This window comes from Streptomyces sp. NPDC044002, assembly GCF_056434525.1.
Genome location: NZ_JBWKEZ010000053.1, coordinates 19577 through 35008, shown reverse-complemented (window position 1 = coordinate 35008; position 15432 = coordinate 19577). Strand labels below are relative to the sequence as shown.

Annotated in this window: 14 protein-coding genes; 7 read left to right on the top strand and 7 right to left on the bottom strand. The window is 73.2% G+C overall.

The features are described 5' to 3' along the window. Positions 1–5: 5 nt before the first annotated feature. The 4 genes from AC07A6_RS30755 to AC07A6_RS30740 are packed head-to-tail and all read right to left on the bottom strand — an operon-like array spanning position 6 to position 4218. Positions 6–1226, bottom strand: coding sequence for an amidohydrolase family protein (locus tag AC07A6_RS30755; RefSeq protein ID WP_478779326.1), 1221 nt, complete (start codon positions 1224–1226; stop codon positions 6–8). After that, a complete protein-coding gene (locus AC07A6_RS30750; RefSeq protein ID WP_362467587.1) occupies positions 1223–2515 on the bottom strand; it encodes an amidohydrolase family protein in 1293 nt (430 codons plus the stop codon). The genes AC07A6_RS30755 and AC07A6_RS30750 overlap by 4 nt, the downstream gene beginning before the upstream one ends. Positions 2516–2534: 19 nt before the next feature. Then, on the bottom strand, positions 2535–3419 hold the full coding sequence (locus AC07A6_RS30745) for an SDR family NAD(P)-dependent oxidoreductase (protein WP_478779325.1): 885 nt from the start codon (positions 3417–3419) through the stop codon (positions 2535–2537). A gap of 1 nt (position 3420) precedes the next feature. After that, positions 3421–4218, bottom strand: coding sequence for an acetoacetate decarboxylase family protein (locus AC07A6_RS30740; protein ID WP_125818894.1), 798 nt, complete (start codon positions 4216–4218; stop codon positions 3421–3423). A gap of 140 nt (positions 4219–4358) precedes the next feature. Between AC07A6_RS30740 and AC07A6_RS30735 the strand changes: the two genes are divergently transcribed. The 6 genes from AC07A6_RS30735 (at position 4359) to AC07A6_RS30710 (ending at position 10766) form a co-directional block, all read left to right on the top strand. Then, on the top strand, positions 4359–4985 hold the full coding sequence (locus AC07A6_RS30735; RefSeq protein WP_478779324.1) for a TetR/AcrR family transcriptional regulator: 627 nt from the start codon (positions 4359–4361) through the stop codon (positions 4983–4985). 149 nt (positions 4986–5134) lie between these two features. Then, a complete protein-coding gene (locus tag AC07A6_RS30730; protein ID WP_478779323.1) occupies positions 5135–7750 on the top strand; it encodes an MXAN_6230/SCO0854 family RING domain-containing protein in 2616 nt (871 codons plus the stop codon). Positions 7751–7824: 74 nt separating this feature from the next. Then, on the top strand, positions 7825–8802 hold the full coding sequence (locus AC07A6_RS30725; RefSeq protein WP_478779322.1) for a DEDDh family exonuclease: 978 nt from the start codon (positions 7825–7827) through the stop codon (positions 8800–8802). An 86-nt stretch (positions 8803–8888) separates the two neighbouring features. After that, positions 8889–9122 (top strand): hypothetical protein, encoded by a 234-nt coding sequence (locus AC07A6_RS30720; protein ID WP_078905232.1) that lies wholly within the window; start codon positions 8889–8891, stop codon positions 9120–9122. Between the two features lie 92 nt (positions 9123–9214). After that, positions 9215–10000: an SURF1 family cytochrome oxidase biogenesis protein gene (locus AC07A6_RS30715; RefSeq protein ID WP_478779321.1), complete on the top strand. Its 786-nt coding sequence runs from the start codon at positions 9215–9217 to the stop codon at positions 9998–10000. A 10-nt stretch (positions 10001–10010) separates the two neighbouring features. Continuing rightward, positions 10011–10766, top strand: a complete 756-nt coding sequence (locus AC07A6_RS30710; RefSeq protein WP_362467601.1) for an SDR family oxidoreductase — start codon at positions 10011–10013, stop codon at positions 10764–10766. A 315-nt stretch (positions 10767–11081) separates the two neighbouring features. On the opposite strand, the gene AC07A6_RS30705 is transcribed toward AC07A6_RS30710, so the two are convergent. From AC07A6_RS30705 to AC07A6_RS30695, 3 genes are all read right to left on the bottom strand, one after another. Further along, positions 11082–11861 carry an enoyl-CoA hydratase/isomerase family protein gene (locus AC07A6_RS30705; protein WP_362460717.1) on the bottom strand — a complete coding sequence of 260 codons (780 nt, stop codon included), beginning with the start codon at positions 11859–11861 and terminating at the stop codon, positions 11082–11084. A 205-nt stretch (positions 11862–12066) separates the two neighbouring features. Beyond that, on the bottom strand, positions 12067–12288 hold the full coding sequence (locus tag AC07A6_RS30700; RefSeq protein ID WP_007263382.1) for a helix-turn-helix domain-containing protein: 222 nt from the start codon (positions 12286–12288) through the stop codon (positions 12067–12069). A gap of 375 nt (positions 12289–12663) precedes the next feature. Beyond that, complete coding sequence (locus tag AC07A6_RS30695; protein ID WP_362460720.1) at positions 12664–14262, bottom strand: ABC-F family ATP-binding cassette domain-containing protein; 1599 nt, start codon at positions 14260–14262, stop codon at positions 12664–12666. A gap of 256 nt (positions 14263–14518) precedes the next feature. On the opposite strand from AC07A6_RS30695, the gene ypfJ reads away from it, so the two are divergent. After that, positions 14519–15409, top strand: a complete 891-nt coding sequence (ypfJ, locus tag AC07A6_RS30690; RefSeq protein WP_478779320.1) for a KPN_02809 family neutral zinc metallopeptidase — start codon at positions 14519–14521, stop codon at positions 15407–15409. Positions 15410–15432 lie beyond the last annotated feature (23 nt).

Genomic DNA, 15432 nt, shown 5'->3' with positions numbered 1-15432 from the left:
GCGGGCTACCAGACGCGGACCGAGGCCCCCCGGGCGAAGGCCGGGCTGGTGGCCTCCGGCGGGATCCGGGTCAGGGGCTCGGCGATCTCCGAGACCAGCGGGCCGTGCTTCGCCGCGAGCGCGTCCAGCAGGGTCAGGTCGAAGCCGTACACGCGGGCCGCGTTGCCGCCGGCCATCGCCGCGACCTCCTCCCTCGGCAGGCCCGCGTACGCGATCCGCAGGCCTTCGCGGGAGAAGGGGGTGGTGCCCTCGTCGTGGGGGAAGTCGCTGCCCCACATGATCTTGTCCAGGCCGATCCGCTCCCGCAGCGGGACCTCGTGCGGGCGCATGAAGCTGGCGCCCACGAAGCAGTTGTCCCGCCAGACCTCGCTCGGCCCCCGGCCCATGGACTCCGCCAGGCCCGCCCCGAACTTGGCCTCGGCGGTGGAGGACGCCGCGACCAGGCGGCCGTGGTAGTAGTCCAGCATCTCCAGCACGCCCGGGATCCAGCCGGAGCCCTGCTCCGTCAGGACCAGCTTGAGGTCCGGGTGGCGGCGGAAGGCGCCGCCGAAGATCAGGTGCCACAGGGCGCGGTGCGAGAACCAGGTGGTCTCCACCATGAAGACGGCCCGCGCGGCCGGTTCGTCGCCGAGCGGCGGCGACGCCGAACCGCCGTGGTGGTTGACCGGGACGTCCAGCTCCGCGCACACCGCCCAGATCGGGTCGTACGCGGCCGAGTACAGCTCGGGGACCGGTGAGCCGGGCGGGACGCCGGGCAGCAGGACGCCGCCGGTCAGGCCGTCCTCCCGGGTGCGGCGGATCTCGGCGACCGCCGCGTCCACGTCGTTGAGGAGGATCTGCGCGACGCCCGCCCGCCGCCCCGGGGCGTCCGCGCAGAAGTCCGCCAGCCACCGGTTGTGCGCCTGGAGGCCGGCCCACCTCAGCTCGTACTCCTCGGCCGTCGGCGGCTGGGCCATCAGCGAGGCCTTGGGGAAGAAGGGCGGGATGGTGTTCGGGAAGATCACCTCCGCCACGATCCCGTCCGCTTCGAGTTCGGCGAGGCGCCGGGCGGAGTTCCAGTTGAGGTCGGCCGAGTCGGCGAGGAGGTCCTCGTACGGGTTGACGTAGGTGGCGGCCCAGGCGTCGAAGGCCTCGTGGTGGCGTTTGGCCAGGTACGGCTTGTAGTCGAGCAGGTCGGCGCCCGCGTGGCAGTCCGCCGAGATCACCGTGTAGCGGTCCTCCGTCATGCCGACACCCCCATGACCGGGAAGTCCCCGCCGGTGAGCCAGTGCCGGCCGGTCTCGCGGGAGCGGGCCCAGGAGGCCTCCACCGCCGCCTGGTCGGGGCTCTGGCCCAGCTCGGCCGGGGTGGGGCCGATGCGGCGGGCGATCGGGGCGAGGGCCTGCGTGTCGAAGCCGAAGACCTCGGCGGCGGCCAGGCCGAGCATCCGGCGGGTCTCGGAGACCGGGATGTCGTGGAAGGTGTTCCTCAGCCAGTTGCGGGTGTCGGGCCAGGTGCCCTCGGGGTGCGGGAAGTCCGAGCCCCACAGGATGTTGTCCACGCCGATCTCGTAGCGCTGGGCCAGCTCCCGGCGCTTGGTGTTGGTCGCGCAGACGAACACCTGCCGGTCCAGGTACTCGCTCGGCGGGCGCTTCAGCTCCGAGAAGGGGGAGAGCTTCTTGCCGCCGTGGGCGCCGAGGTAGAGGCGGTCCATGAACCACAGGAGGTTCGGCAGCCACCAGCAGCCCGACTCGGCCACGCCGAACTTCAGGCCGGGGTGGCGTTCGAAGACCCCGGACCAGAGCAGGAACCACAGCGGGCGGGCCGGCCACCAGGTGACCTCGGAGACGTAGATGCCCAGGTGGTCGCCGTACTCCTGGCGGGGCGCGGCGCCCGAGTGGGTGACGATCGGCATCGCCGTCTCGGCGGCGGCCGCCCACACGGGGTCGTAGCGGCGGTCGTGGTAGGGCTCCCGGTCCACCCACATGGAGGGGATCATCAGGGCCCCGAGGCCGGACTCCTTGGCCCGGTGGATCTCGGCGACCACTTTGGCCGGCTCGCCGGTGACGGGCAGCAGGGCGACCCCGCAGTGCCGTTCGGGGTTGCGCCCGACGAACTCGGCCAGCCAGCGGTTGTGGGCCTGCGCGCCCGCCATGCCGAGCTCGGGGTCCTGGTCGCCGGACAGGCCCAGGCCCACCCCGAAGGGGGCGGCGGTCTGGCTGTCGACGGCGTCCGCGTCGGGGAAGACGACCTCGGCGGCCACTCCGTCGCCGTCGAGTTCCTTGAGCCGCTGGGTGCTGTCCCAGCCGCCCTTGAGGCCTTCCTCGTGGTCGTGGAACCACTTCTCGGCGAAGGCCTCGTTGCGCACGCCGAGCCGGGTGGCCTCCTCGCGGCGGGCGTCGCGCTGGCCGAGGAACTCGTCGAACTGGCGGTGGAAGCGGGGGTCGAGGTAGGGGCGGTACTGCTCGGTGGGCAGCCCCGCGTGGCAGTCGGAGGAGATGATCAGGTACGGGTCTTCGTACGTCTCGTCAGGCACGGCGGTCCCCTCAGTCGAGTCAGTCGAGGATGAAGCTCTCCAGGTAGGCGGGGTTGGCGCGGTCGAGCATGGACTGCGACCGGGCGCGGATCTGCCGGTCGCTGTGCTCGCTGGCCGGCAGCATCCAGAAGCGGTCGGCGCGGATGCCGTCGACGACGTGCTCGGCGACCTCCTCGACCGGGGTGAAGCGCACCTCGTGCCCGGCCTGCTTCATCGCGGCCTCGTACTGGTCGAGGCTGCGGTACGGGGACCTGCGCGGCCGCTCCTTCGCGAAGCGCTCGGGCCGGTTGCGGTGCGACTCCCACAGGCCGGTGCGCAGCATGTGCGGTCCGGGGAAGAGGACGGAGGCGCCGACGGGGACGCCCTCGGCCTTGAGGTGGGCGTAGAGGGACTCGGTCATGGTGACCACGGCCGCCTTGGTGACGGCGTACACGGAGGCGGTGGGCAGGGGGGCGATGCCGCCGTCGCCGGAGGAGGTGTTGACGACGTGGCCGGGGGCGCCGGAGGCGATCATGCGGGGGACGAAGGCCTGGATGCCGTGGAAGACGCCCCAGACGTTGACGGAGAAGGCCCACTTCCAGTCGTTGGGCTCGTGCTCCCACATGCGGCCCTCGGCGCCGGATCCGACGCCCGCGTTGTTGCAGAGGACGTGTACGGCGCCGAAGGTCTCGTAGGCGGCGTCGGCGAGGGAGGTCACGGAGTCGCGTTCGCTGACGTCGACGAGCCGGGCGAGGACCTCGGCGCCGTCGGCGGCGAGTTCGCCGGCGGCCTTGCGCAGGGCGGCCTCCTCCACGTCGGCGAGGACCACCTTGAGTCCCTCGGCGGCGAAGCGGCGGGCCATGGCGAGGCCGATGCCGCTCGCGGCGCCGGTGACGACGGCCACCTGTCCAGGTTCGAGCCTCATGTCACACGCTCCCCTCGGGCGGGCCGTCGAGGATCTGGAGGGGGTCGTCGTAGCGCTGGTGGAGGTACGGGAGCAGGGCCTGGGCGCTGACCCGCTCGACGACCCGGCCCTTCTGGTCGGTGGTCTTCTCGCCGATGGTGAGTTCCACGAGGCGGCGTACGGGGAGGTCGGCGACGGGGTCGTACATCGACTCGCGCAGTACGACGTCACCGGTGAGGTGCTCCAGTTTGCGGACCTTCTCGTTGCGCGTGCAGTGCACGAGGACCGGGTCGCCGTCCAGGCCCGAGCCGTCGACCGCCGGGAGGAACTTGAAGTAGAAGTCGGTCTTCACCGTCGGCTCGGGCAGCGGCAGCTCGCGGTCCACGGCCCCGCGCACCTCGACGAAGGCGATCCCGTGCCGGGCAAGGGCGGCCCGTACGACGAGCCCCTCGCGCTCGACGGTGACCTCGCCCAGCTTCTTCGGCTCGCCGAACACCTCGCGGCCGCCGGTCAGGGCGCGCTCGTGGGTCATCGGCATGACGAGCGGGTACCAGCCCTCGACCCCTCCGTGCCGGGCGGCCACGGCCACCGAGCCGGCGCCGAGGGGGTAGCCGGGCAGGTCGACCTTGCTGATGTTGGCCCGTACGAGGGGCCGTTCGGCGGGCTTGAGCGGCGGCGGCAGGACCGCCGCCACCACGTCGGGGTCGGTCTCCCAGACGGCCACCACGCCCGTGGACCAGATGTCGGGGAGCTTGGCGCTCTTCTCGCGCGACGCCGCGATCTCGGCCTCGGTCCGCGCTCCGTACCGTATGCGTGCCATGTCTCGCACCACCCTTCCGAGGGTCCCCCCGGCGGGGGCCGGGGGCGGTTCTGTAACACAGTTACACCGCTGCCGATGAAGGGTAAAGACCCCTGCACGGGCCGAAACTGACGTGGCGACAGATTGGCGGACCCGGGCCCATGGCGAGAAGCGCACTGACCCGCGAGGAGGTGCTGGAGGCCGCCGCGGCCCTGGTCAGGCGGCACGGTCCGGCGGGCCTGACCATGCGGGGCCTCGCCGCCGAGCTGGGCACGGCGGTGACCTCGATCTACTGGCACGTCGGCAACCGCGAGCGGCTGCTCGACGCCCTCGTGGAGCGGACCGTCCAGGAGATGGGCGCCGTCAGCCCGCAGGGCCGCACCCCGGCCGAGCGGATCGTCTCGGTGGCCCGGACCCTGCGGCGCGAGATCCGCGCGCGCCCGCACCTGATCGCGATGGTCCACGAGCGCGGGCTCACCGAGCGGATGTTCCTGCCCGCGCAGCGGGCGCTGGTCGACGAGGTGCACGCCGCCGGGCTGCGCGGGGCGCGGGCCGCCGACGCGGTGCGCGCCGTGCAGTTCCAGATCGTCGGCTTCCTGCTCGTCGAGCGCAACCGCGAGCGCTCCCCCGCCCAGTCACCGGGCGAGGGCGAGCTGTGGGATCCGGAGGCCGCCCCCGGCGACCCGGCGCTCGCCCGCGCCCTGGCCCGGCCGGCGGACCCGGAGCGGCTGTTCCTGCTGTCGGTGCGGGCGCTCACCGAGGCCCTGCTCACACGGCCGGGAAGCTAATCGGATTGCCCTGGCGGGCGGGCCCGTGATGGGATCGGCGGTGCGGGGGCGGCTCCCCGGCGCGCATCCTTCTCACCACTTTTGTCAAAAGATCCCGCGCGCCCACTCTCCGCCCCCGTTTCGCCTTTCCCGGAGGGGGAGCTTCACCCGTGTCCGCCATCGAATCCGTCCTGCTGCGCCGGCTGGGGACCGTCTACGTCGACCGGCCCGTCGCCGCCGCGTCGCCCGGCCGCCAAGGGGTACGGCCACTGGAGGGCGAGCTGCTGGAACGCGGCCACGCCCTCGCGCCGGAGCTGCACGCCGCGCTCTCGGAGCTCGCGCCGACCGACCTCGCCGAGGAGCGGCTGCGGCTGCTCGCGCTGGTGGACGAGCTGTTGGGCGCCGACCGGGTGCACAAGCCGCTCTTCCGCCGCTTCCCCTTCTCCATCCCGCACGACACCGAGCGCTGGTACACCGGCCGCGTCCTCGCCCTGCTGCTCCAGGAGCCCGAGCAGCCCTGCGTGCTGTGCGGGGAGACCGGCACGGTCCACCCCGTCGCGCCCTGCGCCCACCTCGTCTGCCGCACCTGCTGGGACGGCGCCGACTACACCGGCTGCCCCGTCTGCCACCGCCGCGTCGACCCCGCCGACCCCTTCCTAAGGACCGAGCGCACCGGATCCGCCCGGTCCGCCGCCCGCAAGGCCGAGGGCCTCCCGGCCGGGCCGCTGCGGCTGCTGCGGCTCGGCACCGACCGGGCGGCCGACTGTGCCCGCGTGGTCGCCTCGCTGCTCGCCCGGCAGACCCCGCCGTCCCCCGAGGACCGCGAGGACCTTGACCTCCTGCTGCCCTCCGCCCCGGCGGACCTGGGCTGGCTGCCCGTGGAGATCCCGGTGCGCGAGACCAAGGCGCAGGTCCTCGGCAGGCTGCTGCTCGGCCGGCGGACCGCCGACGCGGCCCGGCCGCTGCTCGCCACCCGCCTCACCACCGCCACCGACGTGCTGCGGCTCCTCGCCGTACTGTCCGGCGGGGAGGCGGGCCTGCTGCCGCTGCCCCGGTTCGCGAAGCCCGGACGGCCGCTGCGCCGGGAACTCCTCGCGGTGCTCGACTCGTTCGACCCGCGGTACCTGGTCGAGGACCTGCTGCGGCACCCCACCGCCTGGAAGCGGGCCGCCGAGCCGCTGCACCCCTTCGAGCGGCACACCCGGCACCCGCGCGCCGCGCGCGCCTTCGCCGTGCTGCGCGGCACCACCGCGTCCGCCGGCACCCCGCTCGGCGCGGCCCTGCTGGAGACCGCCGCCGCGCACCCGGACGCCGTCCGCGTGGACGGTGACCGGATCCGGCCCGCGACCTGGGCCGGCCGGCTGGAGCAGGCCCTCGCCGCCGGGGACGCGGCGGGCGCCGCCGTGCTCGCCGGGGAGCGCCCCGGGGAGCTCGTACGCCGCCTCGACCGCCTGCTGCGCCTGCACCCGGACGCCGCACTCCTGCCCGAGCTGGAGCGGGCGCTCGACCGGGGGCTGCCCCGGGTGGGCGCGGGCCCGCTGCTCTCCGCGCTCGGCGCGCTGCGCACCCGCGCCGAGGACCGCCTCGGCGGACGCCGGGTGTTCTTCCCGCGCGGCCGGGTGGCGCGCGCCCAGGTGGCGTGGGAGGAGCGGGCCCCGCTGCCCGCGCGGCTCGTCGGGGCGGTCACGGCCCGGCTGGAGGCGGAGGTGCTGCGCCGGTTCGCCGCCGGCGGCGGGGAGGCGTACGACCTGGCGGTCCTGGACGCCGGGCTCGCGGACCTCACGGTGCCCTTCGGCGAGCGCAACGCCGCCCGGTCGCTGGTCGCCGTGCCGCGCGGCAGCACGCAGACCCTGCCGGAGGGCGAGGTGCTGCGGCTGTTCCTGCACTGGACGGAACCCGAGGGCAACCGCACCGACCTGGACCTGTCCGTGGCGTTCTTCGACGCCGACTGGAAGTACACGGGGCTGTGCGACTACACCCGGCTGCGGTACGGGCCGGACGGGGCCGCCGTGCACTCGGGCGACCTCACGTCGGCGCCCGCCCCGGAGGGCGCCACCGAGTACGTGGACCTGGACCTGGCGACCCTCGCGGAGCACGGGGACGCCTACGCGGTCCCGGTCGTCTTCAGCTACAACAACGTCCCCTTCGACGAACTGCCGGACGCCTTCGCGGGCTTCATGGCGCTGCCCGCGGACCGCCCGCGCGACTCCTCGTACGACCCGCGGACCGTGCGCCAGCGCTTCGACCTGACGGGCGGGTCCAGGGTCTGCATGCCGATGGTCCTCGACCTCCCCGCCCGCCGGGCCCTGTGGGCGGACGTCCACCTGCCGCCGTCGGAGGGCTTCCAGAGCGTCGACTCGCACGGGGAGCGGCTGGCGTCCGTGGCGCGGGACGTGTGGGAGCACTTCGGTTCCGGGACCCGCACCACCCTGTGGGACCTCGCGGTGTGGCGGGCCGCGGCCCGTTCCCGCGAGGTGGCCGTCATCCGGTCCGGGGAACTGTGGAAGTACCGGGCCGGGGAGGCGGAGACGGTGGCCGGATTCGCCTCCCGCGTCGCCGCGCTCGGCGAGCCCGAGGAGCGGCACCCGGCCGCGGACACGGGGGCGGCCGTCGTCGAAGAGAGCGCGGGCCGCAGGGTGTTCCTGGCCACGGTGCACGCCACCGCCGCCGGGGCGGGCGCCTCGGGGACGGCGTACCGGCTGTTCCCGGGGCCGGCCGAAGTGGCCGGATCCTTCGCCTCGGTGGGCGCCCCGGACCTGGTGGCGGAGCTGGCGGCGGGGCCCTGACCGGGCCGGAGGGCGGCTCGGGCCGAGGGGGATCGGGCCACGGGTGTCAGTCCGTGCCGATATCCTCTGTGACCATGCTCGACGACCGTACGACCGCAGAGGCGGAATGGCCGACCGCGTACCCCCAGGGGTACGCGGTCGTCGACGTGGAGACCACCGGGCTCGCTCGCGACGACCGGATAGTCTCGGCGGCCGTCTACCGGCTCGACGCCCGGGGCAACGTGGAGGACCACTGGTACACGCTGGTCAACCCGCGCCGTGACCCCGGACCCACCTGGATCCACGGCCTGACCAGTGCGATGCTCCAGGACGCCCCGCTCTTCGAGGACATCGCCGAGGAGTTCGCGGGCCGGCTCGCCGACCGGGTCCTCGTCGCGCACAACGCCATCTTCGACTGGCAGATGATCGCCCGGGAGTACGCGCGGGCCTCCGCGACCGCTCCCGTACGGCAGCGGCTGTGCACCATCGCCCTGTCGAAGGAGCTGAACCTCCCGCTGCCCAACCACAAGCTGGAGTCCCTCGCCGCGCACTACGGCGTGGTCCAGCAGCGCGCCCACCACGCGCTGGACGACGCCCGGGTACTGGCGGAGGCGTTCCGTCCGTCGCTGCACGCGGCCGCGCGGGACGGCGTACGGCTGCCCCTGCTGGAGTGCCGCCCGCTGACGGAGTGGTCGGACTCCCCCGCGACGCCGAGGGTCGGCTACCAGTCCTCGTACGGGAACGGCGGCAGCTGGCGGGCCTCGCGCAAGCGGCCCCCGTGCCCGTACCCGAACCCGGGGCGCTTCGAGGACGGCAAGCCGCTCAGGCAGGGCATGCGGATCGCCTTCTCCGGGGACACCTCCGTGGACCGGGAGCTGCTGGAGGACCGGGCGGTGGAGGCGGGCCTGCACGTCGCGACGAGCGTGTCCCGGCTCACCAGCCTGCTCGTGACCAACGACCCCGACTCCTCGACCTCGAAGACGGTCAGGGCCAAGTCGTACGGCACCCCCATCGTGGAGGAGGCGGCCTTCACCCAGCTGCTGCGCGACGTGGCGGCCGCCGAGGAGAAGTAGCGGGCGTTGCTCCGGCCGGGTGCAGGCGCGGCGACTCACCCCGGTGGATCTTGTTCCGTCCGCCCGCCCCGCACAGCATGCGGCGCATGGCACGTTGCGAGGTCTGCGGAAACGACTACGGCATGTCCTTCGAGGTGCACGCGCAGGGCGCGGTGCACGTCTTCGACTGCTTCTCCTGCGCCATCCACCGCATGGCGCCCATCTGCGAGCACTGCCGGGTCCAGATCATCGGGCAGGGCGTCGAGGTCGAGGGCTCGTGGTACTGCGGCGGGCACTGCGCCCGCGCGGAGGGGAAGGTGGGCATCGTCGACCGCGTCTGACCGCCCGCTCCGCTCCCCCCTTTCCGCTCCCCCGGACCCCGGATGGCCACCCGGCCGCCGGGGTCCTCGTCGCTGGGGGTACCGTCGTGGGCGTGTACCGCTTTGTGCTGACCCGGCAGTGGGTGTCCCTCACCCTCGTCGCCCTCGTCCTCATCCCCGTGATGATCAAGCTGGGGTTCTGGCAGTTCCACCGCCACGAGCACCGGGTCGCCCAGAACGAGCTGATCGCGAAGAACCTGTACGGGAAGCCCGTGCCGGTGACGGGGGTCACCTCGCCCGGCCACACCGTCCCGAGGGCCGACTACTGGCGTGCCGTCACCGCCACCGGCACGTACGACCCCGCGCACGAGGTCGTCGTCCGCATGCGCACCTCGAACGACGACAAGGTCGGCTTCCACGTGGTGACGCCGCTCGTACTGGGCGACGGCCGGGTGGTCCTGGTCAACCGGGGCTGGGTGCCCGGCGGCGACGACCCGCGCGCCTACCCGCCGGTGCCGGCCGCGCCCGCGGGCGAGGTCACGGTGACCGGCCGGCTCAAGGCCGACGAGACCAGCGGCGGCAGCGGGATCAAGGACCGCAAGGGCCTGCCCGACCGCCAGGTGATGCTGATCAACAGCGAGCAGCAGGCGGCCGCCCTGGGCAGGCCGGTGCTCGGCGGCTACCTCGAACTGACGGACCCCGAGCCGGCTGGCGGCAGCCCCGAGACGGTGGCCGAGCCCGACCACGACTCGATCGGCGCGCACATGGCGTACGCGATCCAGTGGTGGCTGTTCGCGTCGGCGGTGCCGGTGGGATGGCTGGTGCTGGTGCGGCGGGAGAAGCGCGACCGCGAGGAGGCGGCGGCCAAGGCCGTGTCGCCGGAGCACGCTTCGGCGTAGGTTGTCCCGCATGGATCTTGGACTGAAGGACCGTGTCTACGTCGTCACCGGTGCCACGCGGGGCCTCGGCTTCGCCTCCGCGCGCGAGCTCACCGCCGACGGGGCGAAGGTCGTACTGACGGGCAGGGACGAGAAGCGGGTGGCGGACGCCGCCGCCGAACTCGGCCCGAACGCGGTGGGCGTGGTGGCGGACAACTCCGACCCGGCCGCGGCCGAACGGCTGGTGGCCACCGCGCGGGAGCGCTTCGGCCGCTTCGACGGCATCCTCATCAGCGTCGGCGGCCCCACGCCGGGCCTGGCGGCGGACAACACCGACGAGCAGTGGGCGGCCGCGTTCGACACCGTCTTCCTCGGCGCGGTCCGCCTCGCCCGGACGGCCGCGGCCGAGCTGGGCGAGGGCGGGGTCATCGGCTTCGTGCTGTCGGGGTCGGTGCACGAGCCGATCCAGGGCCTGACCATCTCGAACGGCCTGCGGCCGGGGCTGGCGGGCTTCGCCAAGTCCCTGTCGGTGGACCTGGGGCCGCGCGGGATCCGCGTGATCGGGCTGCTGCCGGCGCGGATCGACACGGACCGGGTGCGGGAGCTGGACGCGCTGTCCGGCGACTCGGACGCGGCCCGCGCGGGCAACGAGTCCCGCATCCCGCTGCGGCGCTACGGCACGCCGGAGGAGTTCGGCCGCACGGCGGCGTTCCTCCTGTCCCCGGCGGCGTCGTACCTCACGGGCCTGATGCTCCCGGTGGACGGCGGAGCCCGCCACGGCTTTTAGTTCCTGACGCGCCGCTCCCAATTTCCCGACGCGCCGCTCGCGCGGCTCGGCCGCAGGCGGCCTCCCCGGCTTCGCGCCGCTGCGCCGGACTCCGTCCGTCGGACCCGGGGCGGGGCCGGTTCGCGGGGCCGGGGCCGGTGTGTCGGGTGCGGGTGGGTGGGCCGCTGCGCGGGGCCGTCCCCTACCCGCCCTTCCACCGTTCCCAGGGGCTCCGCCCCTGACCCCGTTGCGCTCAAACGCCGCGCGGGCTGGATGATCCAGCCCCGCCGGCGTTTGAGGCGCGGGGGTCCGGGGGCGGAGCCCCCGGGGAACGGCTCAGTCCGACAGGCCCGCGAGGTCGCGCAGCCGGCGGGCCTGGGCGGCGCGCTCGGCGGTGCGCTGGTCGTCGTACGTACGGGACGTGGCCGCGGCCAGCAGCGCCTTGGTCTCGATGACGGCGTCGCGGGGCGGGGCCAGCAGGGCGGTGGTGAGGTCCTGGACGGCGGCCTCCAGCTCGGCGGCCGGGACGACCAGGTTGGCGAGGCCGACCCGCTCGGCCTCCTCGGCGTGCACGAAGCGGCCCGTGGCGCAGATCTCCAGCGCGCGGGCGTAGCCGACCAGGGCGGTCAGTGGCTGGGTGCCGGCCAGGTCGGGGACCAGGCCCAGGCTGGTCTCGCGCATGGCGAACTGCACGTCGTCCGCGACGACGCGCAGGTCGCAGGCGAGCGCGAGCTGGAAGCCGGCGCCGATCGCATGGCCCTGTACGGCGGCGATGGAGACGATGTCATTGCGTCGCCACCAGGTGAAGGCCTCCTGGTACTCGGCGATGGTGGAGTCGAGCAGTTCGTCGGAACCGCGCGCCAGATCGAGGAAGGACGGCTCGCCCTCGAAACCCTCGGGGGTGAACGCCTGCCGGTCGAGCCCCGCGGAGAAGGACTTGCCCTCGCCGCGCAGCACGACGACCCGTACGGTGCCGGGCAACGACCGTCCGGCCTCCGCCAACGCCCGCCAGAGCGCGGGGGATTGGGCGTTTCGCTTGGCCGGATTGGTCAGTGTCACCGTGGCGACCGTGTCGTCGATGGTGAGCCGTACGCCATCCTTGTCGAGCAGAGCCATCTGGTGCCTCCGGTGTGCAGTCGCGGCCGTGTGCCCGGCCTAAGTGACTGCACAGTAACCACCCAGCCGACCGCGGGGCCGACCGGGGGTCACCGAAGGTACCGTGCGTGGAACGGGACGAAACCGACAGCATGGATCAGACAGCGTGAAAGAGAACGGAGCTGTCGGGCGGTCTTCGGCACCGGCCCCGGCCTGACGGCCAGGGTCAGGCCGCGGCCGCCTTCTTGCCGCGTGTCGCGCCACCGCGACCGCGCAGCGTGACTCCGGACTCGCTGAGCATCCGGTGGACGAATCCGTAGGACCGGCCGGTCTCTTCGGCCAGCGCCCGGATACTCGCACCGGAGTCGTACTTCTTCTTCAGGTCTGCCGCGAGCTTGTCGCGCGCGGCGCCGGTCACCCGGCTGCCCTTCTTCAGAGTCTCGGCCACCCGTGCCTCCTCGTGGGAAGTGCGCTCTGGACTTCTCATGATCACCCCTCCCCGGCTTCCTGGCCACCCATTCAGCAAGGTCGGTGCGACGGCATTTCCCGGTCCGTGGACACCCGAGCAGAACGGAATCTCCTCTTCCGCCGCATGACCTCCGTCACATTTCTCCAGCGCCGGAGGGAATCACCAGGTCAGGGGCCGGAAACGGAAAAACGCCGGCCCCGGACGCGCGTCCACGGGGACGCGGCCGGGGCCGATGTACAGGGCGCGGGGGTACGAGACCGTCTCACTCAGATGATGGATCACGTCTGAGCCGAATGATCCATAAGGAACTGGATCAACCCCGCGGGGCCGTCGGGCGGGGCCGCCCGGCGGCGGTCAGGCGAGGGCGACCAGGTCCCGGTAGTCCGGGCCCCACAGGTCCTCGACCCCGTCCGGGAGCAGGATGATCCGCTCCGGCTCCAGGGCCTCCACGGCGCCCTCGTCGTGCGTGACGAGGATGACCGCGCCCTTGTAGGTGCGCAGCGCGCCGAGGATCTCCTCGCGGCTGGCCGGGTCGAGGTTGTTGGTGGGCTCGTCGAGCAGCAGGACGTTGGCCGAGGAGACGACCAGGGTGGCCAGGGCCAGACGGGTCTTCTCGCCGCCGGAGAGCACGCCCGCGGGCTTGTCCACGTCGTCGCCGGAGAAGAGGAAGGAGCCGAGCGTCTTGCGCACCTCGACCAGGTCCAGGTCGGGGGCGGAGGAGCGCATGTTCTCCAGGACCGTGCGCTCCGGGTCGAGCGTCTCGTGCTCCTGGGCGTAGTAGCCCAGCTTGAGGCCGTGCCCGGGCACGACCGTGCCGGTGTCGGGCTTCTCCGTGCCCGACAGCAGGCGCAGCAGGGTGGTCTTGCCGGCGCCGTTGAGGCCGAGGATGACCACGCGGGAGCCCTTGTCGATGGCCAGGTCGACGTCGGTGAAGATCTCCAGCGAGCCGTAGGACTTCGACAGTCCCTCGGCGGTCAGCGGGGTCTTGCCGCAGGGCGCCGGCTCCGGGAAGCGGAGCTTGGCGACCTTGTCGGAGGCGCGGACGGCCTCCAGGCCGGAGAGCAGCCGTTCCGCGCGCTTGGCCATGTTCTGGGCGGCGACCGTCTTGGTGGCCTTGGCGCGCATCTTGTCGGCCTGCGAGTTCAGCGCCGCGGCCTTCTTCTCGGCGTTCTGGCGCTCGCGCTTGCGGCGCTTCTCGTCGGCCTCGCGCTGCTGCTGGTAGAGCTTCCAGCCCATGTTGTAGACGTCGATCTGGGACCGGTTGGCGTCGAGGTAGAAGACCTTGTTGACCACGGTCTCGACGAGGTCGACGTCGTGGGAGATCACGATGAAGCCGCCGCGGTAGTTCTTCAGGTAGTCGCGGAGCCAGACGATCGAGTCGGCGTCGAGGTGGTTGGTGGGCTCGTCGAGGAGCAGGGTGTCGGCGTCCGAGAAGAGGATCCGGGCGAGCTCGACGCGGCGGCGCTGGCCGCCGGAGAGGGTGTGCAGGGGCTGGCCGAGGACCCGGTCGGGGAGGCTGAGGGCGGCCGAGATGGTCGCGGCCTCGGACTCGGCGGCGTAGCCGCCCTTGGTCAGGAACTCGGTCTCCTGGCGCTCGTACTGCTTGAGCGCCTTGTCGCGGGTGGCGCCGGAGCCGGTGGCGATGCGCTCCTCGTTGGCGCGCATCTTCTTGATCAGCACGTCGAGCCCGCGGGCGGAGAGGATCCGGTCGCGGGCGAGCACGTCGAGGTCGCCGGTGCGCGGGTCCTGCGGGAGGTAGCCGACCTCACCGGAGCGGGTGATGGTGCCGCCGGCGGGCAGGCCTTCGCCCGCGAGGCACTTGGTGAGGGTGGTCTTGCCCGCCCCGTTGCGGCCGACGAGCCCGATGCGGTCGCCCTTGGCGACACGGAAGGACGCGTTCTCGATGAGGATGCGGGCGCCGGCGCGCAGCTCGATGCCGGTGGCGGTGATCACGGAAATACTCCAGGGCGGTGGGGACGGCGGAAGTGGGGGCAGGACGCGCGTTGCTTCGACGCCGCTAATCCGCGAGGAGATTTGCCATGGGATTCATTCTACCGGGGGTGCGCAAGCACTTTTCTGGGCCTCCCGTCCCCCGTTCGGCGCACGGGCCACGCGGGGCCGCCCGGGGACGTATCAGGATGAAGGGGTTGACACTCGCCGCAGGGGCGGCAGCCGGCCCCTGGGGTCTCACCGATATGGGCGGTGCGGGATGCAGTTCGACGACAACGCCAATCTGGACACGTCCGAGGTCAAGGACGTGCGCGGCAGCCGTGTCCCGGGCGGGAGGGCCACGATCGGCGGTGGCCTCGTCGGCCTGATCGCGCTGGTGCTGGGGCTGCTCTTCGGGGTGGGCCCGGAGCAGCTGGGCCTGTCGGACGGCAGTCCGGAGCCGGTGGCGACCTCCTCCTCGGCGGCGCAGGTGCAGCAGGCCTGCAAGACCGGGCAGGACGCGAACACGCGCGAGGACTGCCGGCTGGTCGCGGTGGTCAACAGCACCCAGGACTTCTGGAAGCAGGAGTTCCAGAAGCGCGGCGGCGCCTACCGCCCGGCGTCGACGGTCTTCTTCACCGGCCGGGTGAACACCGCCTGCGGGGCGGCCACCTCGGCGGTCGGGCCCTTCTACTGCCCCGGCGACCGGCAGGTCTACCTGGACCTGGGCTTCTTCGACGAGCTGCGGACGAAGTTCGGGGCGAGCGGCGGCCCCTTCGCACAGGCCTACGTGGTCGCCCACGAGTACGGGCACCACATCCAGAACCTGACCGGGACGCTCCAGCGGGCCCAGGACGGGCGGCAGGGCGCGAACAGCAACGCGGTGAAGGTCGAGCTCCAGGCCGACTGCTACGCGGGGGTGTGGGCGCACAACGCGACGAGGACCCCGGACGAGTCCACGGGGCGGCCGCTGATCACCAGCCTCACCGACCAGGACATCCGGGACGGCCTGGACGCGGCGGCGGCGGTCGGCGACGACCGGATCCAGGAGAAGTTCCAGGGTCGGGTCACCCCGGAGTCCTGGACCCACGGCTCGGCCGAGCAGCGCCAGCAGTGGTTCTACCAGGGCTACCGCACGGGCGACATGGCCCAGTGCAACACCTTCCGCTGACTGTCGGCGCCGCCTGCCATGCT